This is a genomic window from Streptomyces sp. NPDC041068 (assembly GCF_040647455.1).
Lineage (GTDB): Bacteria > Actinomycetota > Actinomycetes > Streptomycetales > Streptomycetaceae > Streptomyces.
Genome location: NZ_JBEZCG010000013.1, coordinates 171,387 through 197,911 on the forward strand (window position 1 = coordinate 171,387; position 26,525 = coordinate 197,911).

23 protein-coding genes and 1 pseudogene are annotated in these 26,525 nt (G+C 69.9%); 17 read left to right on the top strand and 7 right to left on the bottom strand.

The features are described from left to right. Nucleotides 1–93: 93 nt before the first annotated feature. The 3 genes from AB0B50_RS29010 (at nt 94) to AB0B50_RS29020 (ending at nt 2,406) form a co-directional block, all read left to right on the top strand. Nucleotides 94–1,125, top strand: a complete 1,032-nt coding sequence (locus tag AB0B50_RS29010) for a DJ-1/PfpI family protein (protein WP_362338215.1) — start codon at nt 94–96, stop codon at nt 1,123–1,125. A 294-nt stretch (nt 1,126–1,419) separates the two neighbouring features. Next, on the top strand, nt 1,420–1,974 hold the full coding sequence (locus AB0B50_RS29015; RefSeq protein ID WP_362338218.1) for a hypothetical protein: 555 nt from the start codon (nt 1,420–1,422) through the stop codon (nt 1,972–1,974). 249 nt (nt 1,975–2,223) lie between these two features. Continuing rightward, complete coding sequence (locus tag AB0B50_RS29020; RefSeq protein WP_362338221.1) at nt 2,224–2,406, top strand: hypothetical protein; 183 nt, start codon at nt 2,224–2,226, stop codon at nt 2,404–2,406. 390 nt (nt 2,407–2,796) lie between these two features. Here AB0B50_RS29020 and AB0B50_RS29025 read toward each other — a convergent pair whose 3' ends face one another. From AB0B50_RS29025 to AB0B50_RS29035, 3 genes and pseudogenes are all read right to left on the bottom strand, one after another. After that, a complete protein-coding gene (locus AB0B50_RS29025; protein WP_362338224.1) occupies nt 2,797–3,138 on the bottom strand; it encodes a hypothetical protein in 342 nt (113 codons plus the stop codon). A 41-nt stretch (nt 3,139–3,179) separates the two neighbouring features. Further along, nucleotides 3,180–3,320, bottom strand: a complete 141-nt coding sequence (locus tag AB0B50_RS29030; RefSeq protein ID WP_362338227.1) for a hypothetical protein — start codon at nt 3,318–3,320, stop codon at nt 3,180–3,182. 51 nt (nt 3,321–3,371) lie between these two features. Continuing rightward, nucleotides 3,372–3,458 (bottom strand): annotated as a pseudogene (locus AB0B50_RS29035) (AAA family ATPase); the annotation flags it as partial. A gap of 26 nt (nt 3,459–3,484) precedes the next feature. Here AB0B50_RS29035 and AB0B50_RS29040 point away from each other — a divergent pair. Then, nucleotides 3,485–3,706: a hypothetical protein gene (locus AB0B50_RS29040; RefSeq protein WP_362338230.1), complete on the top strand. Its 222-nt coding sequence runs from the start codon at nt 3,485–3,487 to the stop codon at nt 3,704–3,706. 321 nt (nt 3,707–4,027) lie between these two features. Beyond that, nucleotides 4,028–5,659, top strand: a complete 1,632-nt coding sequence (locus tag AB0B50_RS29045) for a M4 family metallopeptidase (protein WP_362338233.1) — start codon at nt 4,028–4,030, stop codon at nt 5,657–5,659. A 657-nt stretch (nt 5,660–6,316) separates the two neighbouring features. Here the strand turns inward: AB0B50_RS29045 and AB0B50_RS29050 are convergent. Continuing rightward, the gene (locus tag AB0B50_RS29050; RefSeq protein WP_362338236.1) at nt 6,317–7,714 is read right to left on the bottom strand and encodes an MFS transporter; all 1,398 of its coding nucleotides are present in this window, start codon (nt 7,712–7,714) and stop codon (nt 6,317–6,319) included. Nucleotides 7,715–7,868: 154 nt separating this feature from the next. On the opposite strand from AB0B50_RS29050, the gene AB0B50_RS29055 reads away from it, so the two are divergent. The 12 genes from AB0B50_RS29055 to AB0B50_RS29110 all read left to right on the top strand — a co-directional run bounded on the left by AB0B50_RS29055 (nt 7,869) and on the right by AB0B50_RS29110 (nt 20,754). Then, on the top strand, nt 7,869–8,741 hold the full coding sequence (locus AB0B50_RS29055) for a helix-turn-helix transcriptional regulator (RefSeq protein WP_362338239.1): 873 nt from the start codon (nt 7,869–7,871) through the stop codon (nt 8,739–8,741). A gap of 472 nt (nt 8,742–9,213) precedes the next feature. Further along, a complete protein-coding gene (locus AB0B50_RS29060) occupies nt 9,214–10,317 on the top strand; it encodes a 3-deoxy-7-phosphoheptulonate synthase (protein ID WP_362338242.1) in 1,104 nt (367 codons plus the stop codon). Nucleotides 10,318–10,365: 48 nt separating this feature from the next. Continuing rightward, nucleotides 10,366–11,733, top strand: coding sequence for an aldehyde dehydrogenase family protein (locus AB0B50_RS29065; RefSeq protein ID WP_362338244.1), 1,368 nt, complete (start codon nt 10,366–10,368; stop codon nt 11,731–11,733). Between the two features lie 35 nt (nt 11,734–11,768). Continuing rightward, entirely contained in the window at nt 11,769–13,094 is a 1,326-nt protein-coding gene (locus AB0B50_RS29070; protein ID WP_362338247.1) for a phenylacetate--CoA ligase family protein, read from the top strand. Continuing rightward, on the top strand, nt 13,091–14,821 hold the full coding sequence (locus tag AB0B50_RS29075) for a prenyltransferase/squalene oxidase repeat-containing protein (protein ID WP_362338250.1): 1,731 nt from the start codon (nt 13,091–13,093) through the stop codon (nt 14,819–14,821). Before AB0B50_RS29070 ends, AB0B50_RS29075 begins: the two co-directional genes overlap by 4 nt. 13 nt (nt 14,822–14,834) lie before the next feature. Continuing rightward, nucleotides 14,835–15,281, top strand: a complete 447-nt coding sequence (locus AB0B50_RS29080) for a hypothetical protein (protein WP_362338253.1) — start codon at nt 14,835–14,837, stop codon at nt 15,279–15,281. After that, nucleotides 15,268–15,543, top strand: coding sequence for an acyl carrier protein (locus AB0B50_RS29085; RefSeq protein ID WP_362338256.1), 276 nt, complete (start codon nt 15,268–15,270; stop codon nt 15,541–15,543). The genes AB0B50_RS29080 and AB0B50_RS29085 overlap by 14 nt, the downstream gene beginning before the upstream one ends. Then, nucleotides 15,540–16,559: an acyl-CoA synthetase gene (locus AB0B50_RS29090; RefSeq protein ID WP_362338259.1), complete on the top strand. Its 1,020-nt coding sequence runs from the start codon at nt 15,540–15,542 to the stop codon at nt 16,557–16,559. The genes AB0B50_RS29085 and AB0B50_RS29090 overlap by 4 nt, the downstream gene beginning before the upstream one ends. Before the next feature lie 55 nt (nt 16,560–16,614). Beyond that, complete coding sequence (locus AB0B50_RS29095; protein WP_362338262.1) at nt 16,615–17,376, top strand: SDR family oxidoreductase; 762 nt, start codon at nt 16,615–16,617, stop codon at nt 17,374–17,376. 112 nt (nt 17,377–17,488) lie between these two features. Then, on the top strand, nt 17,489–18,541 hold the full coding sequence (locus AB0B50_RS29100) for a phenazine antibiotic biosynthesis protein (RefSeq protein ID WP_362338265.1): 1,053 nt from the start codon (nt 17,489–17,491) through the stop codon (nt 18,539–18,541). Nucleotides 18,542–18,543: 2 nt separating this feature from the next. After that, nucleotides 18,544–20,199, top strand: coding sequence for an aromatic amino acid ammonia-lyase (locus tag AB0B50_RS29105; RefSeq protein WP_362338268.1), 1,656 nt, complete (start codon nt 18,544–18,546; stop codon nt 20,197–20,199). A gap of 81 nt (nt 20,200–20,280) precedes the next feature. Then, complete coding sequence (locus AB0B50_RS29110) at nt 20,281–20,754, top strand: hypothetical protein (protein ID WP_362338271.1); 474 nt, start codon at nt 20,281–20,283, stop codon at nt 20,752–20,754. Between the two features lie 67 nt (nt 20,755–20,821). On the opposite strand, the gene AB0B50_RS29115 is transcribed toward AB0B50_RS29110, so the two are convergent. From AB0B50_RS29115 to AB0B50_RS29125, 3 genes are all read right to left on the bottom strand, one after another. Continuing rightward, nucleotides 20,822–22,297: a cation:proton antiporter gene (locus tag AB0B50_RS29115; protein ID WP_362338274.1), complete on the bottom strand. Its 1,476-nt coding sequence runs from the start codon at nt 22,295–22,297 to the stop codon at nt 20,822–20,824. A 107-nt stretch (nt 22,298–22,404) separates the two neighbouring features. Next, entirely contained in the window at nt 22,405–23,901 is a 1,497-nt protein-coding gene (locus AB0B50_RS29120; protein WP_362338277.1) for a tryptophan 7-halogenase, read from the bottom strand. Continuing rightward, nucleotides 23,901–26,495: an amino acid adenylation domain-containing protein gene (locus tag AB0B50_RS29125; RefSeq protein ID WP_362338280.1), complete on the bottom strand. Its 2,595-nt coding sequence runs from the start codon at nt 26,493–26,495 to the stop codon at nt 23,901–23,903. The genes AB0B50_RS29120 and AB0B50_RS29125 overlap by 1 nt, the downstream gene beginning before the upstream one ends. Between the last annotated feature and the right edge of the window lie 30 nt (nt 26,496–26,525).

The following is a 26,525-nucleotide window of genomic DNA, read 5'->3' on the forward strand; positions in this document are numbered from 1 at the left end:
CCCCTCAGCCCTGAGGCGCGTGGAAGAGGATGTCCGGATGTGTGGGCTGCTCGTCCTTGAGGACCTGTCGGCCGGGCGCTGAGACTGAGGACCATGAAGACCAAGGGCGATGTGGTCGTGGTCGTAGGTGATGGTGTGGTGCTGCTCGATGTGGCCGGTCCGGTGCAGGTGCTGCACGGCACCGGCTACCGGGTCCGGCTCGCCTCGCCCCGCGGACGCGCGGTGGTGAGCGACACGGGGATCCCGCTGGGGGTCGAACTGGCACTGGAGGACGTCCCCGGGACCGTGGACACAGTGATGGTGCCGGGCTATCGGACGGTGAACGGCCACGGGCATCCACCGGAGCTGATCGCGCACATACGCCGCCTCGGCGCGGGCGCGCGGCGTACGACGTCGGCCTGCACCGGCGCGTATCTCCTCGCGGAGGCCGGGCTGCTGGACGGCAGGCGGGCCACGACGCACTGGGCCGAGTGCGAGACACTCGCGAGGCGTTTCCCGCGGGTGCGGGTGGAGCCCGACTCCATCTACGTGCGTGACGGGCCCGTCATCACCTCCGCCGGGGTGACGGCGGGCATCGACCTGGCGCTGGCGCTGGTCGAGGAGGACCACGGACCCGACGTGGCGCGCACCGCGGCCAAACACCTCGTCGTCTTCCTCCAACGCCCCGGCGGCCAGTCGCAGTTCAGCGTGCGGAGCGCGGTGACCCCGCCCCGCAACGCCGGGCTGCGGCGGGTACTGGATGCCGTGGTGGCCGACCCCGGCGCGAACCACACCCTCGCCGCCATGGCCGAGCGGCTCGCTGTCAGCGAACGCCACCTCACCCGGCTCTTCCGTCGCGACGTCGGCGGCACCCCTGGGCAGTACGTGGAACGCGTCCGCGTGGAGGCCGCGCAGGCGATGCTCGAATCCTGCGACGCCGGTGTGAGTACCATCGCCCGCACCTGCGGGTTCGGCACGGACGAGACAATGCGTCGGGTGTTCCTGCGCGTACTCGGGGCACCGCCCGCGGCGTACCGCGCACGCTTCCGCGCGACCTCCTCCGCCCAGCAGGTCCGGCGGAACTTCTTCCCTGAATCACTCACAGCCGATCAGCACGCCGCCCAGAGCATCCAACGGGTTCGGTGAGCGGGGCGACTCTCCAGAGCCAGCAGGAGGACCGTCAGGAAGCTTCGATGCCGGGCGGTTTCGAGTCAACCACGGGAAAGTCGCAGTCTGCGGAGCCGATTGACGTCCCAGGCGACCAGGGGGATTTCAGGCACCGGGGCGGCGGATTCTCCCTCCCTGAACCGAGGGGTCCCTTGCCTTTCGTGGGCCGCCCGTTGAGCCTGACGACACTCGTGTCGGTGACATGCCACTTTCTCGGAGGGTGCGATGACCAGACGCAGAGCCGGATGATGCGCAACGGCCGCCGCCACAGCGATGGTGCTCCGACTGGGTCTGACGGGCGGCCAGTCATCAGCCGCCCAGACACCCGCCGCCTCCGGCACCTCTTTCGTGGCCGGTGTCGAGGTCATGGAAAACGACCTGCCCAAACTCATGGAACAGCTGTCCGCCCCCGCCCCGTCCAAGAGCACCTCGCGCACGGCCGATGCCGCGCAGCGGCTGGCCATGCAGCACCCCAACGGCTTCGGCCACACGGGCCTGGACATGGCCTCCGGAAGGATCGTCCCGCATGTGGCAAGCGCCGAAGGACGCTCGCTGGCGCAGAAGTTGGCGGCCGACTCATCCGCGCTGCAGCTCGAGAGCACCTCAAGCTCCTTCGCCGAACTCGAGCGCATCAAGCACGATGCCATCGAGCTCACCTCCCGTGACGTGCCGGGCGGCGAGACGATCGTGCGCACCTCCCCGGACATCGCCAACGACCGAGTCGTCATCAGCGCCCGACCAACCGATTCGTCATCGGCGCCCGACAGGTCACCGATGCGCTCGTATCTGCCCTCGGGAAACGCTATGGCGCACAGCGGATCGCGGTGATGGACGAGCGCGGTGAACCCAAGATCGAGCCGCCGGTTCGTGACAAGAAGCCTTCCGAAGCCCGCGATGCCGCAGCAGCTCCCGTGGGGCGGCAAAACAATCAGGAGCCCTACTACGGCGGGGCTCTCAACCTGGCGCCGGCAGGCGAGAGCGGCACCTGCAGCGGCGACACCGAATACCGCGGCGACCTCGCCATCGTCGGGCCCAACGAAGGACGCACCACAGCAGGACGCATCTCCGTAGGGGGCAGTGACTCCTCCGAGTCCGCCCCCCGTCGCCAGCATCGACGGCGAGTACATCGGCTTCGGGCATCGCTTCTGCACCGGTGGGATGGCTTCGGGCGAGATGTGCCGGTGGCGAATCGTCGACGTCCGCGACGACTTCCGCTACGGCAGCGGCGCCACCATCCGCAACGCGAACAGGGGCGCCTGAAGTTCGGCGACCGCCTCGACGACGGAGACTCGGGCGGCCCTGTCTGCACCGTGGATGACGGATACGTGATCGCCAAGGGCATCATCAGCGCCGGAGGCAGGAGTACCGTCGGCCCCTGCCAGGCCGTCGTCACCGACATCTGGGACGTCGTGGGAGAGGTGGATCGGCTGTCAACGGGCAGCCGTCGACGGCCGGCCATATGCAGCCGTAGCCCCTCGCTTCAGAGCTCCGGAGCTGCCGGTCAGGTGAGGGTGGCCACACGGCCCTGCCGACCTGCGAAGCACCCAGGCTTGCTCGAGCCAGATCCGCAGAAAGGTGCACGTCCGGTTCCGAGGGGGCCGGAGTCCAGCAATGGACTCCGGCCACCCGGCTACAGCCTGGAGCGGCAGTTCAGCATCGGCGTCCCATCTTCGCCGACCGGCGATCATGCCCCTTGGTAGCCCACCACTCTTCCAAGAGGCTGCGCACCAGCTGAACCAGTTGGCGAAGACGTTCAGGGTCAGGAGCAGACGAGGTGAGCACGTCCACAAAGGACTTGTCGCCCCAGGGCACGTCGACCACCCAGCACTCGTCGGCATGCCCCTTGCGCTCGACGATGAGCCGATAGGTCAACGTGGCGCTGCGGCCCGGTTCGTGTTCTACCGTCAGGTCGGTGATGTTGAATCTGACCGTGCCGTCATCGGTGGTGTGGGAGCGAGCCAGGGCACCCTCGGCCGGCGTGTGAGCCGCCATATGCACCTCTCCTCTCGTCCACGGGGACCCCAAGTTAGCCGCTAGCAGCTGGCGGCGGCGACACTCGTGACCTGGTAGGCGGTGCGTACGTCGTTGGCACCGGCGGGCGTTCCGATCTCGGTGCGGAACTTCTCGCGACTCGGGCAGGGCGCGGTCCAGGTCGAGTACCGCCCCCGTGCCACTTGCCGGACCGGATGGCGGATCGCTCACACGACCGGGAGCAGCGGCACCCCCTCGGTTAAAACCTGGAACAGCAGTTCAGCACCGCGGCGGCCCAGTTCCATGTAGCCGAGTTCGTCGATCGCGAGGGGATCGACGCGGGCACCTCGTCGCTCTCCTCTCCGCCATGACCGACGGCACCGTCATCGCTCCCGCCCTCGGCCTCGACCTCGACCTCGATGAGCCCGGACGGCGGGTCCACCCGCTGAAGCCGACCTGCGGTTCGGGCTCCGCGGACAACGTCGAGGAGGTCCATACGGTCAACGCCTTCGCCCAAGCCACCAACGAAACCTGGAAGTTGAAGGTGCGGGACAGGACCGCGCAGGACACAGGCTGCATCAACAGCTGAGAGGTGCCCCAGCCGTAAGCCTCCCTGGACAGCGCCCTCGCCGAGGCGGATCGCCACAGCGGTCGATCAACTCTTCCACGTGCAAAGCGCGTTGCCGATGCCGCCCGCGTTCATGAATTGTTCGCATTTCGTATGTCGACCATCACTCAACGGACAATATCCGGCCAACATCCAGCCAAAATGCTGACATGTACCTGGCTCGATGACACTCTTCCCCGCAACACGCTGCACGTACGGCAACACGCCGCACGCCCGCATCGCGTCCTTTTTCTGCTCCGGGCGGCCCTCGATGCCTCCCGGACCCCCACAGATGGAGCCCGCGTGACCTCTGACATATCCCGTAAGCGTTCCACCCTCGCGATCGCCACCGCCGTCGCCGCCGGAGCGCTGCTCACCGCCGGACTGACCACCGGCGCCTCCGCCCAGCCGGACAAGGACAACGCGCTGTCCGGCTCTCCCGTCGCCCTCTCGGTGTCGGCCCGTGCGGACCTCCTCCAGGACGCGAGTGTCGAGAGGTCGGCGACCGCCGAGCGGATCGGCCTCGGCGCCAAGGAGAAGCTGATTGTCCGTGACGTCGTCAAGGACGCCGACGGCACCACGCACACCCGCTACGAGCGCACCTACGACGGCCTGCCCGTCCTCGGCGGCGACCTCGTCGTGCACACCGCCAAGAGCGGTGAACTGAAGGGCGTCACCAAGGCGACCGAGGCCACGGTGAAGGTCGCCTCCACCGACGCGAAGCTCGGCAAGTCCTCGGTCGCCGAGTCGGCCGAGTCGACCGCCGCCAAGGCGAAGACCTCGCAGGCCGACGCGCAGGCTCCGCGCAAGGTGATCTGGGCCGCCTCCGGCAAGCCCGTCCTCGCCTACGAGACGGTCGTCACCGGTGTACAGAAGGACGGCACGCCCAGCAGGCTCCACGTCATCACGGACGCCGCGAGCGGGAAGAAGCTGTACCAGTACCAGGCCATCGAGAACGGCACGGGCAACAGCCAGTACAGCGGCAAGGTCACGGTCGGCTCCAAGAAGGGCACGAGCGGCTACGAGTTGACCGACAAGGCCCGAGGCGGTCACCGCACCTTCGACCTGAAGCACGCGGAGAGCGGCTCCGGCAAGCTGTTCAAGGACGCCAACGACATCTGGGGCAACGGCAAGCCCACGAACGCGCAGACCGCCGCCGTCGATGCCGCCTACGGCGCCCAGCTCACCTGGGACTACTACAAGTCGGTGCACGGCCGCAGCGGGATCAACGGTGATGGCAAGGGTGCGACTTCGCGGGTCCACTTCAGCAACAACTACGTCAATGCCTTCTGGGACGACAGCTGCTTCTGCATGACGTACGGCGACGGCGAGGGCAACAAGAAGCCCCTCACCTCCATCGACGTGGCCGCCCACGAGATGACGCACGGCGTCACCTCGGCGACCGGCAACATGGAGTACAGCGGCGAGTCCGGCGGTCTCAACGAGGCCACATCGGACATCTTCGCCACTGCCGTGGAGTTCAAGGCCAAGAACCCCAAGGACGTCGGCGACTACCTCATCGGCGAGAAGATCGACATCAACGGCGACGGTACTCCGCTGCGTTACATGGACAAGCCGAGCAAGGACGGCGCCTCCCTGGACAAGTGGAACGCCAACGCCGGCAATGTCGACGTCCACTACTCCTCGGGCATCGCCAACCACTTCTTCTACCTGCTGTCCGAGGGCAGCGGTAAGAAGCGGATCAACGGCGTCCAGTACAACTCGCCGACCGCCGACGGCTCCAAGGTGCTGGGCATCGGACGCGGCAAGGCCGAGAAGATCTGGTTCAAGGCCCTGACGACATACTTCACGTCGACCACCGACTACAAGGCGGCCCGCAAGGGCACGCTGCGCGCCGCGAAGGACCTGTACGGCGCGAATTCCACCGAGTACAAGCGCGTGGCCGCCGCCTGGACCGGCGTCAACGTCAAGTAGCTCCCGGTCAGTCCCTCAAGGGGCGGCGTCCGAAACGGACTCCGCCCCTTTCGCGTTCACCGCATCAGTAGCCTCGCCTGCTCTCCCGTGCCCTCGAAAGGTGCCGCCACCATCCTCAACTCGGCTCCGTCGGCCAGGAGCCGGTGCGCCGGAAGGATCCGTCCCGTGTACCCGAATCGGTCGGCACGGGTGATTCAGTTGCGCAGGCTGCGTCCCGGCATCAGATCGTCAACGGACGCCCGTCGTCAACGGACGCCCGTCGTCTGAGAGTTACCCGACGTGGGCCCGCCCATGGGTCCACCAGGTCCACAGCGCGGCACCGAAACTCATCGATTTGGTCGCGCAGGCCGAGCCCGAGTGACACCCATCCGAACCTGATGGCAAAGGCGTCCGTGGCGCCACTCCCCCCTACGCTGATGTGTCCAGGAGTTCGATGATCCGGCATCCGGCAGATGTCCCGGCAAGGGCCGCGCGCGCCGGGCCACGCATGCGCCGGGCCACACGTACGCCAGGCCACGCATGCGCCGGGCCACACGCGCGCCGAGCCGCCCGTTGAGCGGCCCGGCGCAGTCCCCTGCGAGAGACCCAGCGGCCGGCCGGGGGAGTCCGACCGCTGGGAGACATCGGCGACAGCGGGCGTCGCCACCGCGGTCGTCCTCAGCGCCGCGGCAGCAGCGCCCCCGCGCCAAGGGCCATGACCACCAGCAGGCAGGCGGCGCTCAGCAGGCTCTCCCTCATCCCCGGCGTGAAGTCCCCGGCGAGGAGCGCGCCGAAGGCGGCGATGCTCACCGCTCCGCCCGTCTGGCGGCTGGTGTTGAGCAGTGCCGCCGCCGTCCCTGCCCGCTCGGCGGCGACGCTGTCGAGCATCAGGGACGTCAGCGCGGGCATGGCGAGGGAACCGCCGATGCCCAGCGGGATCATCAGCAGAGCGGTCACCCACGGGGGCGTGCCGGGGTCGACGGGGAGCAGCACGCCACAGCCCAGCGCGACGATCAGCAGTCCGGCGACGACCACCGGCCGCCGGCCGAAGCGGGTGACCGCCCGCGGCGAGAGGTAGTTGACGTTGGCGGTGATCAGCGCCATCGGCACGAACATCAGCCCGGCCGAGAGCGCCGACTGCCCCCGCTGCTCCTGGAAGAAGAGGCTCAGCACGAACACCCCGCCGTAGAAGGCGGCGTTGAGGGCGAAGCCCGAGATGACCGGCACCGTGACGCCGCGCAGCCGGAACAGCTCCAGCGGCAGCATCGGGTTGCGCCGCCTCGCCTCGATGGCCACGAAGCCGGCCGCGGACAACACCGCGATCACGGCCGCGGCGAGGACGGTGCCGGTGAACCCGTCGTGCCCGCCCTCGATCACGGCGAAAGTCAGTGCGGCCAGCGTCAGTACGGCCGTCAGCTGTCCCGGCAAGTCGAACGCGACGGAGTGGCGCGGGGAGCGCGTCGCCCGCATCAGTGCCAGGAATCCGACGATCCCGGTGGGCACGTTGAGGCAGAACACGGCGCGCCAGCTCCACTCCGTGGTGAGCAGCCCGCCCAGGACGGGACCCGCGGCGATGGCCACCGCCCCGCCGACCGTCCACAGGGCGATGCCACGCGCCCGCTCCTCCGGATCGGAGAACGCCTGCCGGATGAGCGCCAGCGAGGACGGCACCATCACCGCCGCCGCACTCCCCTGCACCACGCGGGCCGCGATCAGCACCCCGAGCGTCGGCGCCGCCCCACAGGCCAGCGAGGCGAGCGTGAAGACGCCGAGCCCCCAGCCGTAGGCGCGTCGCGCACCCACCGCGTCCGAGAGCGCGCCTGCGGAGAGCATCAGCGCCGCGAACATCAGCGTGTAGCTGTCAACGACCCACTGGAGACCGGACATCGAGCCGCCGAGTTCGCCCCGCATGGCGGGCAGTGCGACGTTGACGCCGGAGACATCGATCGTGATCACGAAGAAGCCGAGGACGGCGGCGACCAGAGCCGCACGGGCGGAACCCGGCTGCCCCGGCACTTCCCCGGCGGATCCGCTCGCCTCAGTTGCCGTGTCCGCGCCCGACCGCGTCGTACTCATAGTGCACTGCTCCTCACCGCGCTGTCGCTGTGGATTACGGCAAGAAGCGTGCCCTGCGCTTGCGCCCCGAGACAGGCCGAGCTGTGCGGGGGAGCGCTGTGCCTGGCCCTGATACGGCCCCCCTGCGCGCGACATTCTTTGCGAGAATGAACGGATGAGCGAAGGTACGGAACTGGGCCGCTTCCTCCGCGCCCGCCGCGAGCAGGTACGCCCGCAGGACGTGGGCCTGCGGGCCGGCACAGGCGTCCGCCGCACTCCGGGGCTGCGCCGCGAGGAGTTGGCCACCCTGGCCGGGGTCAGCGTCGACTACTACACGCGCCTTGAGCGCGGCCGCGAGACCCGGCCCTCACTCGCCGTCGTCGCCGCGCTCGGCGAGGCGCTCCAGCTCTCCGAGGGCGCGCTGCACCGGCTGCACGAGTTGGTGGCACTCGCCGCGGGCCAGCAGCCGGCGCCGTCCCCGGGTCCGGCGCGTACGGTGCGGGATTCGGTGCGCGACCTGCTGGAGACGGTGCGCCCCGCACCGGCGTATGTCGTCAGCCGCACCAACGACGTGCTGGCGGCCAACCGACCCGGTCTGCGTCTCTTCTCCGGCATCACGGACTGGCCGTGGGAGCGCCGCAACATCACGCGCTACATGTTCCTGCACCCCATGGGCCGCAAGCTGTACCGCGACTGGGAGGAGATGGCGGCGCACAGCGCGGGCCACCTGCGGGCGGTGGCGGGCGCCGACCCGGACATGCCGGAGCTGGCCCAGCTCGTCGGCGAACTCGTGGTGAAGAGCCCGGAGTTCGCCCGGCTGTGGGAGCGGTACGACGTACAGGAGCGCGGCGGCGGCGAGAAGCACTTCCGGCACCCGGAGGTCGGCTCGCTCTGCCTCTCCTTCGAGGTGATGATGATCTCCCGCACGGACGGCCAGCGCCTCGTCACCTACCAGGCTCGGCCCGGCACCCCGGACCACGATGCGATGCTGCTCCTCGACATGGCGAGTCCCTCGGAGGCGGCGCTCCCCGAGGGAGCCGAGCGGTAGGGACCGCGACCGCCCTCACCCGAGCACGATCCGCCCGTCCGGCCAGGAGGTTTACCTCCTGGCCGGACGGGCGGATTCTTTTTCCGCAAGTGACACGAAGAAGCCAAGGACCCATGCGGTCTTCGCGGGAATGCGGAATTGAAGGAACGTGTCGGCGTGCATGCCGGAGCGATGCAATTCAGCAATGTCTGCCGCCGCGCCATTGACGGAGCGCGGCGCGCCGTCGCTGTGCAGCTAGGTGCACAACAGCTTGCTGCACGCGGTCCGGGTAGCGGGCCAACTCGCTGATGAGGCACGGTTATTCGCGTGCCTGCCGGACGGTTGTGCCGGGGCATCTCCATCACCTTCACCACTCCGATCTGCCATTCAGGACGGGTACTCGGGAGATCGGAGATCCGCCCGAATGATTCGTTGCTGACGCATAAATGCTGCGCTGAGTAGAACGAATTGAGGAATGATGCAGAGTCTTGACATGCTTGCCGAGGTAAAGACCGATTCCGTGGTCGAACTTTCACCGGGTGACATCGGTGGGCGATACCGTACGCACGCGGCGACCACCCCCCACGGGCTCATGAGCGAGCTGCCGCTGACCGAGGCCGCGGCCCGTTCGGTGAGCGACGGCCGCCTGCTGACGCGCCGCGTGCTGAGCGGTGACGACGACCGTCTGCTCGCCGTGGTCGGGCCGTGCTCGATCCACGACGTGAACGCCGGCCTGGCGTACGCGAAGTCACTCGGTGAACTGGCCGCCGACCTCGCCGACGACCTCGCGGTCGTCATGCGGGTGTACGTCGAGAAGCCCCGGACCACGGTCGGTTGGACCGGGCTGCTCACCGACCCGGCCCTCGACGGGAGCCTGGATGTCAACCGCGGGCTGCGCACCGCACGGGCGCTCATGCTGGAGATCGCCGAGCTGGGGCTGCCCATCGCGACGGAGTGGCTGAGCCCGTCGGCTCCGGTGTACCTGGCCGACCTGATCTCCTGGGGAGCCATCGGCGCGCGGACCGTGGAGAGCCAGGTGCACCGGCAGCTGGCGAGCGGCCTCTCCATGCCCGTGGGCATGAAGAACGGCAGCACCGGCTCCGTGGGGGTCGCCGTCGACGCGATCCGGTCCGCGGCCGCGCCCCACGCCTACCTCGGCGTCGACCGGGACGGCAGGGCGGTCACGCTGCGGACGAGCGGGAACCCCGACTGCCATGTGGTACTCCGGGGCGCGTCGGGCCGGCCCAACTACCACCCCGAGAACGTGCGCGAGGCCGCGCGGCTCCTGTCGGCGGCCGCGCTGCCGACAGGCCTGGTCATCGACGCCAGTCACGGCAACAGCGGCAAGGACCACGAGCAACAGGCCGTGGTCGCACGGGAGATCGGGGCACAGGTCGCGGCCGGCAACACGGACATCCGCGGCGTCATGCTGGAGGGTTTCCTCATCCCCGGGCGCCAGGAACTCGACTTCGACGAGCCCGTGTTCGGCCAGAGCGTCACCGATGCCTGCATGGGCTGGGACGCCACCGTGGACGTGCTCCACGGCCTCGCGGCCGCGAACCGTCAGCGCCGCGACGTGACGGCCACAACACGCTGAACCCCTCATCACGGTCGCCCGTGACTCGCCGGAAGGAACAAGGAGAGCATGCTGGACATCCCCGCGCTGGGCCCGACCGGGCCCTACCGGACGCGGAACCGCACCACCGTGCCAGACGCTTCGGGCAGCCCGGCCCTCGAGCTGGCAGCAGTCCCCGGCCTGGTCGTCTCCCACTGGATCGATCAACTGCGCGCAAGCACTCCCCTGCCCGTAGCGGAGACAGCGGAAGTGCTCAGGAAGGCGGCCGACGTCTTCGAAACCCAGGAGGTCCTGGGAGACGACCTGGACGCCCACGAGCGGCGGACGGCGGCGCTGACGGGCACTCCCCTCACGGTCGTGCGCGAGTGCGACCGGCTCATCACGGCGACCCTGCGCGACGTGGGACGGGCGCCGTCGGCGGCACGGCCCACGGGCTGCGCCCCGGTCGGCACCGGCGCGCCCGGCGCGCCGTCGGCAGGCGCCGCCTGGTGCCGCACCGGGGACGTCTTCGCCGTGCACGCGGCGGGCAACAGCCCCGGAGTGCACGCCATGTGGCTGGAGGCCCTCTCGCTCGGCTACCGGGTCGTCGTCCGCCCCTCAACCCGGGACCCGCTCACTCCCTTCCGCCTCGTCACCGCGCTTCGACGGGCAGGAGTGCCATCGACGCAGCTGGTCGTGGCGCCCTGCGACCATGCTACGGCGGACCTGATCATCGAGCGCTCGGACCGAGCCCTGGTGTACGGCGGTCAGGACGTCGTGGACACGTACCACAACCGCGGCGACGTCCGGCTGCAGGGACCGGGCCGCTCGAAACTGGTCGTGGCCGCCGACGCGGACCGGGGCACCGGGCTCGACCTCGCCCGGACGGGCACGCTCTATCACGCGGGAACCGCGTGCACCGCGACCACGGGCGTCCTCGTCGAACAGGATCCGACGGGGTTCGCCGGTGAACTGGCGGCCGTGCTGCACCAGGTGGCACCCGCCCGACCCCTGGATGACGCTGCCCTCCTGCCGTGCCTGCCGAAGGCCGACGCGGAACGCCTCGCGGCGGCGGTCCTGAACCGGACCAAGGACGCGGTCGTGCACCTGGCCCCGAGAGTGGAACAGCTCGGTGGCGAGGGTTCCCTGGCGACCGTGACACCCGCGGTCGTAGAGCTGGAGTCCCCGAGGAACCCGCTCCTCTCGTACGAGGTGCCCTTCCCCTGCGTGTGGGTCGCCCCCTTCGACCGGGGTGCCGTGGACGTCCTCGACGACTCCTTGGTCCTTTCGCTGCACACCGACGACATGGCCCTGGTCGCCGAGGCCACGGAGCTCACGGCGGTCTCCAACGTGTACCGGAGCAAGCCGACCTCCTGGGTCCATCCGGACGTGCCGCACGACGGGTTCCTCGGGGAGTTCCTGATGCGGGCCAAGGGGCTGGCCCACGGCGACCGGTGAGCAGCCGGTCCGCACTCAACGCAAAGGAGTGGCAAGTGAAGATCAACTCCAGGGGTGACCTCGCCTTCATGGAGCGGATACAGCAGGAAGTGACCGCTCACCGCGACACGGTCCGTTCCGATGAGACCGCGTACGCATCGAAGCTGGCCGAGGTCTGGCACCGTGCGGAACAGACCTCCGCCTACGCCTCGCTCGGCACGTTCTCGACGCGGGCGTTCCTGGATCTGCGCGCGACGTCCAAGGACGATCTCAAGGCCCGGCCTCTCGACTTCCTTCGGGTACCGGTCGAGGCGGGTCTGAAGTACTACCAGACGACAGGGACGACGGGCGTCCCCACGCCCACGCCTCGCACGGCCAAGGACATGATCGCCAACACCGTGTCCGTCGCCGAGGCGTGGCGCCCGATGCTCGCGGACGGCGGACAGCGTGCGCTGATCCTGCTGCCCTCGGACATCGTGCCGGTGGCCGATCTGATGGTCGGCGTCTGCGAGTTCCTCGGGATACCCCACGTCAAGGCGTACCCGTACACCACCGGGATCTCCGACTGGGACCGCATCATCGGCCTGTGGGAGGTGTTCCGGCCGACCGTCCTCTTCGTCGCGCCCGGTGTGCTCCTCGAATTCTCCCAGGTCATCAAGAGGCGCGGCCTCCTCGACCGGCTGCGCCCGTCCGTCGAACTCCTCATGCTGCTCGGGGAGGTGAGCACCCCCGAGCTGCGCGCCATGGCCGGACAGTGGTGGGACGCGCGTGCCTACGACGCGAGTTACGGCAGTACGGAGAGCGGCACCCTGGCCGCGTGCTGCGCGCGGGACCGGCTGCACCTGCTGCGCGGAGCCAACTACTTCGAGATCGCGAACGACGACGGCATCGTGCCCGCCGAACCGGGGCGCGAGGGCAGGCTCGTCGTCACTCCGCTCAACAACGACGCCCGCCCCCTCCTCCGCCTCGACATGGGCGACGAGGTGTCCCTGACCGACGGCTGTCCCTGCGGCGCGGCCGCCCCGGTGGTGACGGTCCACGGCCGAGGAAGCGACGGAACCGAGATCAAGGGCAGCCGTGTGCGCACCCGCGACCTCGAAGGCATCGTCTATGCGGAGAGCGACGTGATGGGCTACCTGATCGAGGTCGACCAGGGCGGCACCTGGGCCAGGCTGCTCCTCGAACGGGACCCGAGCACCGACCGGGAAGCCGAGCCCACGAAGAGCGGCCTCGTCCAGCGGCGCACGGACGAACGCCTCGGCTTCCGCTGGGACGAGGTCCGGTTCGTCAACCGACTGCCGGTGACCACGAAGAGCGGCGGCTCACAGAAGAGCTGGAAGCGCTCCAACTTCCGCGTCGTCGACGAGGTGGTACCGGCATGACGTACGACACGCTGCGGAGCTCGTCCGGTGTCGTCTCCGGGGAGTCCGACCTGTGGTGCACCTACGCGGCCGTGCGGACCCTCACGTGGCTCGGCCGCATCGGTGACCTGCCCTCCCCCGAGACCGTCGGCGGCTTCCTCGCCTCCCGTCAGAACTCCGACAACGGTTACGCGTGGTCGGCAGGCATGAGCTCCGACGCCTGGGCCACGTACTACTGCACACAGGCGATGGCCGACCTGCCGGACAGCAGTCGCGGCGCCGTCGGCAGGCCGAGTTCCGCGTGGGTGTGGAGTGCCGCGCACGAGGACGGCGGCTTCGCGATGATGCCCGGTCAGGCGTCGGACGTGTGGGCCACCTATTACGCCGTACGCACCCTGGTGGAGATCTGTGGCGAGCGGCCGCCGGAGGCACTGTCCGACTGGCTGGCGGCGCTGCAGGCCAAGGACGGCGGACTGTCCTGGAGCCCGGCCCACGCGAAGGACGGCTCCTCCGACGTACGGGCCTGCTATTACGCCATCACCGCCTGGAGCACGGCCACCGGTGGCCGGGGCCCGCTGCCGTGGGACCGTGAGCGGCTCACGAACTGGCTCAAGGACCGACAGGGCACGGCCGGCGGATTCACCTTCCAGGAGGGCGACGAGACGGACTGTCTGTGGGCGACGTTCCGCGCCACCAGCGCGTTGCGGCGCCTGGACGAGACCCCGCGGGACCCCGAAGGCTGCGTCGCCTGGATCCGGGACCGGCTGCGGCCGGACGGGTCGTTCACCCGGTGGCCCGGCTATCCCCTGCCGGACGTGTGGGCCGCGTTCTGCGGGGTCGGCGCACTGCGGGAACTGGGCGCCGGCCTGGCGGACATCGCGGACCGGGTGGTCGAAGCGGTGTTGTCCTTCCGGACCGACCAGGGCGGATTCACCTACCGCACCCCCGGCCTCGCGTCGGACGTGCTCACCACCTCCGCCCACCTGCTGGCCGGCCGCTTCGCGGACACCGGGGAACGCAACGCCCTGCGGTGGATGGAGAGCTGCGTACTGCCCAACGAGAACGGCATCATGTACATGCCCGGCCGGGGAAGTGAGGTGCGGTGCACGCTCTGGGCCCTGTCGGCGGGAGCGTTCCAGGACGACGGCCCGGCCCGCGCCCGGATCGCGGACTGGCTCGCCACCTCCATCCAGAACCCCGACGGCGGGTTCGGCTACTGGGAGGGCCGCGCGTCGGACATGGTGTCGACGGGCGCGGCCGCGGAGATCCTCCACCGGACCGGCCGGAGCTCCACCACCCCCTCCCTGCAGGGCATCGCCGAGTACGTGGCCACCTGCGAAACGGCACCCGGCCGGTACGCCAACGTGCCCGGTGGCCGCCCCACGCTGCGCGCCACCCTGCAGGCGCTCAGGGCGCTGCACCGAGCCATCGGGGCCGACGGCGCCCGCGTCGGCGACGTGCTCGCCCGACACCGGGTCCGCGGCGGCGGATTCGCGAACGAGGGCAACCGGGTCCCCGACCTGCTGAGCACCTACGAAGCCGTGGTGGCGGCGGACACGTTCGGCCTCGAATGGGACGCCGGCCATCTGACGAAATTCCTCGACAGCGTGCGCACGGCGGACGCCGGGTTCGCCTGGACCCCCCTGATGGCCACGAGCGGCGGCCCGCTCGCCGACTGCCTGGGACGGCGGCTTGAGCTGCGCCTCTCGCCCGGACACCACGCCCTGCCGCCCCTGGCCCTCTCCTGAAAGGCACGGAGTCTTGCCGACCGTCGATGTGACCAGCACCCCGCTGACCCCCTCCGCGCGGCTCAAGGCCGCTCTCCGTCTCACTCGGTGGCTGGCCGCGCACGGTTCCGACCCCGCGCACGCCGTGGTGTCCTTCCGTACCGCGGAGCCCATGACGTACTTCGCCGGGGGGATGCCGCTGACGAAGTACGAGGACGGCACGGGCGAGGACAGGCACGCCCGCTGGGCGTCCGTCGTGTGCCACATCCATCCCGACCGCGACCACACCTACCGGGCGGAGCTGGCCGAGGAGATCAGGGAGTCCCTCGGCCTCGCCGCGGACACCGCCCACCTGATGGTCCGGTTCGAAGCCACCCAGCCCGACCGGGTGCTCTACCTGGAATCGGGGTCGATGACGAACGGCCGCCCGCTACCCGTCGGCCACAGCCAAGCGAAAGGTTCGCACCATGCACACAGCTGACCAGACCGAGATCACCACCCGCCTCCTGACCCTCCTCGAGAAGCGCTTCGGCGACGCCGCCCGCTCGCTGGCCCAGGACGCCGACCTGTCCGACGCGCTGCCGGGCTTCGACAGCCTGGCGGCCCTCGAGTACGTCACGGCCGTCGAGGGCGAGTTCGGCTTCGAGGTCGACTTCGTCGGCGACGACGTGCGCTACTGGTTCAGCACGCTCCTCCGGACCGCCGAGTACGTGCGCGAGCGCGTCGAGGATCAGGCGGCATGACAGAGACGGTGACTCGTACGGCGCGGGCCCTGGCCGAGGGCCGCGAGGAGATCCGCCTGGACACGTCCGGCAGCACGGGAGACGCGCGTCGCTGGTTCCGGCTCCCGCACCAGATGGAGCGCGAGGTCGAGCTGATCGGCACGCACCTCGTCGGCCCGGTCGACCGCGTCGTCACCTACGCCCCGCCGCAGCACCTGTTCGGCGCCCTGTTCGGACAGTGGCTGCCGCACATGGCGAACGTCCGTGTCCATCAGGCCTGGGCCGACCCGTTCGAGCCCCCGGCGGTCTCCCCCGGTGAACGGGTCCTGGTCGTCTGCATCCCGATGGCCTGGGAGCTGCTGCGCCGCGCCTGGCCCGCGCTGGAGCGCGCGGGCTCGATCGTCGCCCTGCACAGCTCCGCGGCCCCGCCGCGCGCCGCCCACGAGCTCGTCCGCCGTGCCGCTCCGCTGCTCCGGGCCCACGAGATCCTGGGGTCGACCGAGACCGGGGGCATCGGCCACCGGCCGCTGTCCCCCGGGGGCGGCGACGCCGAACCGTGGCGGGCCTTCCCCGACGTGATGTTCGTCCGTGCCTCCGACGCACTGGTGGGACGGGCGGAGGAACTGGTGGTCCGTGGCCCGCGCCTGGCCCGCCCGGAGCACGGGACGCGGCCGCCCGACCAGTGGGCCACCGGCGACCTGGTGGAATTCACCGGCCCCCGAACTTTCCGGCTCATCGGCCGCAGCAACTCCCTGCTCAAGGTCAACGGAATCAAAGTGCATCTCGCCAGGGTCGACGAGCGGTTGAACGCCCGTCTGCCGCAGACGGAATGCGCCGTGCTGCCCCTGCCCGACGACTCGCTCGCCGGAGAGGGATACGCCGTCTTCTGGTCCTGCCCGGACAGGGGAACGGGCGTCGCGGACATCCGAGCGGCTCTCCAGGATTTCCCGAGCCCGTCGAGGATCGTCGAGTTGACGGACATACCGAGGACACCCACCGGAAAACCAGATCGCAGGGCCCTTTTGGCGACGCTCTGACCGCCGCCCGAGCCCTGTCCGCCCCTCCCCAAGGTTCGTCGAAGGAAACTCAATCGTGCCCAGGTTGATCGTGGTGACCGGTGCGAGCGCCGGCATCGGCAAGGCCACGGCGAAGCGGTTCGCCGAGAACAAGGACAAGGTGCTGCTGATAGCCAGGGGGCACAACCGGCTCACGCAAGCGGTCGAGGAGATCGAGTCGAGCGTCCCCGGAGCGGACCTCGAACCGCTCGCCCTCGACATGTCCGACACCGGGTCGGCAAAGACCCTCCAGAACCACATCAGATCGACCGGACTGCCCGTCAACAGCCTTGTGTGCTGCGCCGGTTCGGTCCCGCGGTCCGAAGACGCGCCTGAAGAGAAGGACGTACGAACGGTCCTGACGGAATGGCAGGAGGCCTACGAGGCGAACGTCCTGACCTCGGTCATCGCCGTGGAATGCCTGCTCCCCTTCATGGCCGACGGCGGCAGCATCGTGCTCTACAGCTCCATCGCCGCCTACCGGGGATCCCGCGGGACGGGCGGGTACGGCGCCGCGAAGGCGGCCCTCCACTCGTACGTCCACGCCCTCGCGACGCGCCTGGGCCCACGCGGGATCAGCGCGAACGCCATCGCACCCGGGTACATCGCCGGCACCGACCTCTTCGGCGGCGGCCTCCCCGCCGCGCGGGAAGCCATGCTCGTCCGGCAGACCGCCCTTCGACGCGCCGGAGATCCGGCCGAGGCCGCCGAACTCGGCTTCTATCTCTGCTCGCCGCCCGGAGGCTACGTCACCTCGCAGATCCTCCAGATCAACGGCGGCTCGCACCACGGCGTTTGAGCACGCCCGTGGCTCCGCCCGCCGCCTCTCCTCCCTCTCCTCCCCCTTATCCCCTCCTCCCCCGATCCCCCGATCCCCCGATCCCCCGCACAAGAAAGCACGGTGACACGCGATGAACGCCCGCGAACAGGCCGACGCGCACGTCCGAGCCATGATGCGCTGGCACTTCGACCCGGCCACGGGCTCCCGGTACTGGCTGGACCGCCGCGACCGGCTGGGATTCGACCCCGTCGAGGACGTGCGGTGCGTCGACGACCTGCTGAGGTTCCCCAACCTGGTGGACGAGCTCCGGGACGTTCCGGTCGAGCACCTGATCCCCCGCGGCCTGAACGCCGCGGAGAAGGTCTTCGCCGTGTACGAGAGCGGCGGCACCACCGGGGCCCCCAAGCGCTTCGTCATGTTCGAGAACTGGTTCGACCAGTACATGGCGTGGGAGAACTCCCAGTACCCCGACGACGGTGAAGGGCACGCCCTGGCCGTCGCGCCCAGCGGCCCCCACATGCTCGGCGAGTACTCGAAGCGGATCGCGGAGGCCAGGGGCGGCATCCGCTTCTCCATCGACCTGGATCCGCGCTGGGTGAAGCGTCTCCTCGCCGCCGGTGACACGGCCGGCGCCGGCGCCTACGTCGACCACCTCGTCGACCAGGCCGAACTGGTCCTGCAGTCACAGGACATCGCCTTCCTGATCACCACGCCGCCGCTCCTCGCCCGGCTCGCCGAACGGGCCTTTGCCCGCGCCCTGATCCAGGAGAAGGTGCGCCTGGTGATCTGGACGGGGGCGCACATGGACCCCGACACCCTCGACTACCTGTCCACGGAGCTCTTCCCCAAGACGCGGTTCCGGGGGTCGTACGGCAGCACCTCCGTCCTCAGCGGCACGGTCCAGCGCCCCGACCCGGAGGGCACGGGTGACACGGTCTTCGACTCGTACGCCCCCTTCGTCATCTACCGCGTGGTCGACCCCTCCTCCGGCCGGCCGGTCGAGTTCGGGTCGGAGGGAGCCGTCGTCATGAACTACCTCACCAAGTACGGCCTCGTGCCCAACAGCCTCGAACGTGACCTGGCCACGCGGGTACCCAGCCCCACGGGCGCCGGGGACTCCCTGCGGAACATCCATCCGGTCGCCGAGGTGGACGGCCAGAAGATGATCGAGGGCGTCTACTGACCATGACCTCGGCCTCACACCTGGAACTCGACGGAACCGGCCTCACGCCCCGCGCGGTCGCCGCGGCCGCGCGCCGCGGCGGCCGCGACACCCGGGTCACGCTCACTCCCACCGCCGTCAAACAGATGCACGCCTCCGTGGACCTCAAGGAGGCGCTGCTTGCCCAGGAAGTTCCCATCTACGCCGTGACGACGGGCTTCGGAGACAGCTGCGTACGGCAGATCTCACCGGACAAGGCGCACGAACTCCAGCGCAACCTGGTGCTCTACCACCTCAACGGGGTGGGGCCGAAAGCCGTGCCGGAGGTCGCCAGGGCAACGATGCTCATCCGGGCCAACGCGCTGGCCAAGGGGGTTTCGGCGATCCGGCCGCAGGCGGTGACGACCCTCATCGAGTGCCTGAGCCGGGACATTCTGCCGCTGATCCCCGAACGCGGGTCGGTCGGCGCGAGCGGCGATCTGGTGCCGCTCTGCTACTTGGCCGCGGCGCTGATCGGCGAAGGGCAGGTCCTGCACCGCGGCACCGTGCGCCCGGCGCTCGCGGCCCTGCGCGACGAGGGCATCGAGCCGCTGCGGCTCGCCCCCAAGGAAGGAATCGCGCTGATCAACGGAACCTCCTTCGCCGCCGCGTACGCGGTCCTCGCCGCCGCGGACGCCAGGGAGCTCGTCTTCGTCGCCGAACTCGCGACGGCCATGACGCTGGAGGCGCTGCACGGCAATGCGTCCGCGCTGCATCCCTTCGTCCACGAGAACAAGCCGCACCAGGGCCAGGTCCAGTCCGCCGGGGCCATCAGGACCCTGCTGACGGGGTCGCGCCTCGCCACGTCCTTCGACGACATCCTGGTGCGCCGCGAAAGGCTGGCCGGGCGCGGTTACCTCCGGCTGAACGAGAGGATCCAGGACAAGTACTCGGTGCGTTGCGCCCCGCAGATCATCGGCATCGTCCGGGACACGCTCGACTGGACGGAGAGCTGGCTCGGCACCGAGATCAACTCCGCCACCGACAACCCCCTGTTCGACGTCGACGGGTCCGGGCTGCATCTCGGCGGGAACTTCTACGCGGGCCATGTCGGGCAGTCCATGGACAGCCTGAAGACCGCGGTGGCGGGCCTGGCCAACCTGCTCGACCGTCAGCTCGCGCTCGTCGTGGACGAGAAGTTCAACGAAGGGCTGCCGCCCAACCTGGTCGCCGCACGCCGCTCGGACGACCCCGAGGCGGGGCTGCACCACGGCTTCAAGGGCATGCAGATAGCGGCTTCGGCCATCACGGCCGAAGCCCTCAAACAGACAGGTCCGGTCTCGGTGTTCTCGCGCTCCACGGAGGCGCACAACCAGGACATCGTCAGCATGGGCACCATCTCGGCCCGTGACGCGCGCACCGTCAACGGTCTGGTGCGCGAAGTGGCGGCCATCCATCTGCTCGCCCTCGCCCAGGCCGTCGAGCAGCGCGGCATCGACAAGGCGTCGCCCGCCGTCCGGGCGGTCCACGAGCTCATCAGGGAGCACAGCGCCTTCGTCACGCACGACCGCCGCCTCGACCAGGACATCGAGGCCGTGATCGGCCTGATCGAGACCGGAGCCCTGCGGCGCGCCGCGGGGCTCGGGGACGAGGACTTCGCCGAGGGCCGGGAACTCGCCGGCCTCACGCCGCGCGGATGACGTCCGGGGAAGGGCGGCGATTCGGCATCACGAGAGCAGCACCGCGGTGAGCGCGGTGCGTCACTGAGGAGGTTGAAACGCGTGTTGAAGAAGAAGACGTGCGCCGTGTTCGGATGTGCGGCGAGCGGGCTGCTGGCCCTGGGCATGTCCGCCGCGCTCACCGTTCCGGCACAGGCATCGTCCAAGGAGGTCATCGACCTGGCCGTGGGCAACAACGGAGTCGTGCACACCGATGTCGGCACCCCCGGTCTGAGCGTCGGGGACGAGTTCGTGTACGCGGACAAGCTGTCCCAGGGCGGCCGGCAGATCGGCAAGGACGGCAGCTCCTGCCAGGTGACCGAGCTGGAGGGCTCGAAAATCACCACCAACTGTGTGCTGTCGGTGCGACTGCCGAAGGGGCAGATCACCGCGCAGTCCTTGTGGGTGAAGGGCAGCGACACGGTGCGGATGGCCATCACCGGTGGCACCGGCGCCTACCGCGGTGCCACCGGCGAGCTGACGTGCAACGACATCCAGACTCCGAAGGAGACGTACCGCATCACGTTGGACAAGTGAGCTGTCGCGGCGCAGCCCGGTGCACTGTGCGCCGGGCTGCGCCGCGTGTCGTCCACCGCCGGAGCCGTCAGACAGGTTGGCCGGTGCGCATGCCCTCGTCACCGACTGACGCATGCTGTTCTCGCTGCCCGCGGAGCTTGCGGTGCTCGTGCCGCGAGGCCGCTGGGCCACAGCGCAGCAGCACACTCGTCATCGCCGTGGTGACCAGAGCGACCAGGGTGAGGATGCCGAGGAGCCGCTCGTCGATGATGCCTGCCTGGTAGCCGGCCTGCAGGACGACGAGTTCGGTCAGGCCGCGGGCGTTCAGCAGGACTCCCAGCGTGCAGGCGGAGCGCCAGGACATCCCGGTCAGGCGTGCGGCCACCGCGGGCCCGACGACCTTGGTGACCGTGGCCAGACACGTCAGACCGAGGAGGACCAGGACGGTCCGCCTGTCCCAGCGCAGGGTGCTCAGGTCCGTGTGCAGACCGAACTCGAAGAAGAAGAACGGCAGCAGCGTCGACGTCGCCGAGCGTCCCAGACGCCGGGCGACCGGACCGGCCGGCCGGCCGCGCACGGGCCAGGCGAGCCCCACCAGCATGGCGCCGATCAGCTGATGCACCCCGAGCGCGGCAGTGAGAGCGGACGTCGCGGCGATCCCGGCGACGAGCCCGGTGGTCGTACCGATGTCCGCGGAGCGGCCGTCGTTGAGGGCGGGCAGGCACGCGAGCAGACGACGTATCGGTCCCAGGAACAGAGCGACGAGAGCAAGGCAGCTGAGCGCGTTGAAGAGGAGGCGTCCCGGAGCGCCACTGCCCCCGGCCCCGGCGAGCAGGGCGGCGAGCACCAGCCAGCCGGCCCCGTCGCCGACCGCCGCGGCGAAGAGACTGAGCCGGCCGGGCTCCGTCCGCGTCCTGCCCAGGTCGGCGAGGATCCTGGCGAGCACCGGGAAGGCGGTGACGCTGCAGGCACAACCCACGAACAGGACGAAGACGACAGGCAGGACGTCGCCGGTGCCGAAGCCCGTCGCCCAGAGCGCCACGGCCGCTGCGGCGCCCCCGGCGAAAGGGATCAGCAACGACGCGTGGCTCACCAGGACGGCCCGGGTGAGTGTGCCGCCCCGCATCCGGACATGGGCGAGTTCCCGTCCCACCTCGAACATGAAGAGCACCAGGCCGAGTTGGGCAAGGCCGTCGAGGAGGGGCAGCGAGGAGGCGGGAAACAGCCAGTGCGCGGCGTCGGGAGCTGCCTGCCCCAGCAGTGAGGGACCCAGGGCCAGACCGGCGCAGATTTCGCCCATGACAGCAGGCTGCCGGAGCCTGCGCATGAGGGTCCCGCCGAGGCGGCATGCCACCAGAACCACGGCGGCCGCGAGCAGGAAGTGACCCGTGAGGTCCTCCCGGTGGGGCGTGCGAGCCTGCGGCAGGGGCTCCCCGGCACCATCGGACATGACGTGTACGACGAGGAAGCCGATGAGAGCCAGTGGAACGACCACGGCCCAGGCGACCGCGGCCGCCATGCGGTAGCGCCGCCCCGGCGCGTGACCGGACGTATCGGCAGCCAAGATGGAGACTCCCTTTGCTGGTTCGGACAGGAGCTGGTGGGCGAGGGCCCGCGCAGGGGTCGGGGACCGGTGCGGACACCGGCCCCCGACCCCTGACAGCGGGTGTCTCACCCTTCGGGAACGACCCAGCGCGATCCGTCGGCCGTAGGCACCAGGCCGCCGGGAAACATCGGGGCGGTGTCGCCGAGCGCTTCACCGAACAGCGCCTGTGCCTGTGTCCGGGAGCCTTCGCGCATCACGTCCGAGACGATCGACGACTGGAACAGCGGCGTCGCGTCGTCCGCGGACCCGGCCGCGCCGACCGCGGCCGCGGAGCGCGCGAGCTCCTCCGACGCGGTGGCCACCTTCCCCCGCACCGACTCGGCGCCGAGGACGGCACTCTCGCCGGAGGCGACACCGCCGACGAGCCCGACGAACGACTCGAGTTCGGAGTCGGCGCACCTGGTCACCTTCTTGGCCTGCCAGTAGTACGACGCGTCGTCCGCGTTCATGTCGTAGAAGGACATGAGGAACTCGTAGAAGAGCCCGTACTCGCGCCGGTAGCGGGCCTCGTACTCCTGGAAGCTGCGCTCCTCGTCGACGAGGCCGTCCAGAACGGTGTTGATGGACCGGGCGGCCAGCATCGCGCTGTAGGTGGCGAGGTGGACGCCCGAGGAGAAGACGGGGTCGACGAAGCACGCGGCGTCGCCGACGAGCACCATCCCCTCGCGCCAGAAGCGGGTGTTGAGGTACGAGTAGTCCTTGCGGACGCGCACCTGGCCGTAGGGTCCCTCGGTCACCGGAGCCGCGTTCTTCAGCATGTCGCGGATCGGTGCGCACTTGTCGACGAGCCGGGCCAGCGCCTGCCGGGGGTCTCCCTGGACCTCCGCGGCCGAGTCGCGGTTCACGACCGCTCCCACACTGGTGAGTTCATCGCTGAGCGGGATGTACCAGAACCAGCCCTCGTCGAACGCGGCACAGAAGATGTTGCCCGCGCTCGGTTCGGGCAGCCGGTCGCCGCCGGTGAAGTAGCCGAAGAGGGCGACGTTCTGGAAGAAGTCCGAGTAAGTGCGGGAACCGCCGACACCCTGGTGGATACGGCTCTTGTTGCCGGACGCGTCGACGACGAAGGCAGCGTGCACTACACGGCGGATGCCGTCCCGGTCCGTGTACACGAGGCCCTTGACGCGCTGTCCGCCGTCGATCACCTCGACGGCCGAGCAGCCTTCCCGGACCTCGACCCCCTTCCTGCGGGCGTTGTTGAGGAGGATCTCGTCGAACTTCATCCGCTCGACCTGGTACGCGTGGGACGTCGGCCCGGCGATGCGCGGAGAGACGGCGAACGAGAAGGACCACGGCTCCGGACTCGCGCCCCACCGGAATGTGCCCCCGTGCTTCCGCATGAATCCGGCCTCGGCTATCTCGTCGGAGACGCCGAGGAGCGCACAGATGCCGTGGATGGTCGAGGGCAGCAGCGACTCGCCGATCTGGTAGCGGGGGAACGTCTCCTTGTCGATGAGCAGGACGCGGTGTCCCTGGTTCGCGACAAGAGTGGCGACCGTGGATCCCGCGGGCCCACCGCCCACCACCACGACGTCGAAGTTCTCGTGCTCCGGTGCGGTCATCAGGATGCTCCAGACGTGGAGGGGGTGCGGGATTCGTAGAGGTGCAGGGTGTGTTCCCGGACGACTGCCGAGATCCGCCGCAGCGGCAGCGGGCGCAGCATGTCCTTGTGCAGGCAGTCCACTCCGTGGTGGTCGATGCCTTGTCGCGCGTAGGGCAGCCAGGACCGGAACCTGGCCTCGTCGCCGTCGGCAGGCCAGCTCCGTACGGCGGTGAAGAACAGGATCCGACCGTCGAAGGCGCGGGGCGTGTGCTCACGCACGAGCCGTTGGTTGTTGCCGAAGACCCGCAGGAGTGCCCCGGGGTCGCTCCCGCCCAGCACGCCGCCGTTGTCGGCGTCGCGCAGGCGCTCGGCGAAAGCCTCGGGCGAGATGTCCCCCTCCGGCAGGTCGCCGGTGTCGACGCCCAGATCGGCCAACAGGCTTCTGACGATCTCCTGTTCGTCCCCCGCGTACGGCGCCCGGCCCTGCGGCGGGTAGCCGTCGAGCAGGGCGAGGAACTCGACCTCTGCGCCGAGCTCTTGCAGCTGGACGGCCATCTCCTGGGCCACGACGGCGCCGAAGGACCAGCCGAGGAGACGGTAGGGGCCGACGGGCCGGGCGGCGCGCAGCAGGTGCACGTAGTCGGCGGCCATGTCCCGGACGCTGGACGGCAGCGTGACCTGGTCGGCCGTCCCGCGCGCCTGGAATCCGTAGATCGGCTGGTCCACGCCGAGGTGGCGGGAGAGGGCGAAGTAGCACCAGCTCAGGCCGAAGCCGGGATGCACGCAGAACAGCGGGGCCTGTGTCCCGCCCGGACGGATGGGCAGGAGGGTGCCGGGGCTCTCGCGACCGCCGTCGTCGGTGTGGGAGTCGACGAGTCGGGCAAGCCCGTCGGCGGTGGGCCGGGTGAACATCGCGGACAGCTCCAGTTCGATGCCGAACACCGCACGGATGCGTGTCAGCAGTTGGATGGCGAGGAGGGAGGTGCCGCCGAGGTCGAAGAAGTCCTCGTGCGCACCCACGTTCTCCAGACCGAGCACCTGGGCGACGAGGTCGCCGATCGGATGACTCGTGGGAGAGACGGACTCGCCCGCTGCAGTGGACCGGACGCGGACTTCGGGCAGTCGTCCGCGGTCGATCTTGCCGTTGGGCGTCAGGGGCAACCGGTCGATGGAGACGACGTCCGCGGGAATCATGTAGTCGGGCAACGACGTCGCCAGATGCGCGCGTACGACGTCCGGCGACAACGCGGTGCCGCCCGCGGTGACCACGTAGGCGACGAGACGCTTGCCGCCAGGGCCGTCGAGGGCCACGACGACGCAGTCCATGACCTCGGGGAGGGACGTCAAAGCGGCTTCGATCTCCCCGGGTTCGACCCGGAAGCCGCGCACCTTCACCTGCTCGTCCGCGCGCCCCGCGAACACGATCCGGCCGTCCGCCTCCCGGCGTGCCAGGTCGCCCGTGCGGTACATACGGGTGCCTGGCGGACCGAACGGGTCCTGCACGAACGCTGCGGCCGTTTCGCCGGGGCGGCCGGCATAGCCGCGCGCCACGCCCGCCCCGGAGACGCACAGCTCGCCCGTCTCGCCTTCGGACACCGGCCGCAGATCGGCATCCAGCACATGGACATCCGTACCGTCCAAGGGCCGCCCCAGGGGCACGACTTCCCCGATGTCGGCGGGCGACCGAATCTCGTGCTGCAGGGCGCACAGGGTCACCTCGGTGGGCCCGTACAGCACACGCACCGTGATGCCCGGACACGCCTCGAGTACGCGGCGGACGGCATCGGCGGCGACGACGTCGCCCCCGGTCAACACCTCCTGGACGCCCTTCAGACAGGAAGGCGTCTCCTCCGCGATCACCCGGAACAGGCCCGCGGTCAGATGGACCGCGTCGGCACCGGACTCCATGATCAGCTGAGGCAGGCGCCCGCCGTCCACCCGTCCGCCGGGCGGCAGCACGATTTCACCGCCGGTCAACAAGGGCACCCACACCTCGTAGGTGGAGATGTCGAAGGCGTAGGGCGCGTGGAACAGCACCTTGCGGTGGGCGTCACCGTGCCAGCACGTGTCGAGCGCCAGGTCGAGGACGTTTTGGTGGGTCACCTCGATTCCCTTGGGCTCGCCGGTCGAACCGCTCGTGTACATCACGTACGCCAACTCGTCGCCGGTGAACGGCAGATCGGGGGCATCCGCAGGCGCGGACCGCCAACCGTCCGAGTCCACGTCGATGACATACAGACCGTCGGAGGCGAGGAGCCCTCGGTGCCGGGAGTCCACGAGCAGCCGGCCGGTCCCGCTCTCTGCGAGCACTGTGCCCATGCGGTCGACCGGATAGCCGGGGTGCAACGGCACGTACGCGCAACCGGCCTTGAGGATCGCGAGGAGGGAGGCCACGAGGAGGGGCGTGTGCCCTTGGAGCACGGCCACCGGAGTCTCGGTGCCGGTACCGGTACGCAGCAGCGCCCGCGCAAGACGGTCCGACAGCTCGTCCAACTCACGGTAGGTGAGCCGGGTTTCGGGTGAGCGGACCGCCACGGCATGAGGCGTGCGCGCGGCCTGGGCGCGGAACGCCTGGGGTAAAGAGGGGGCAGGGGCTGGGGGGTGGGTGGGCATGACGGCCCGACTCCGTTCTCTTCGGTCTCT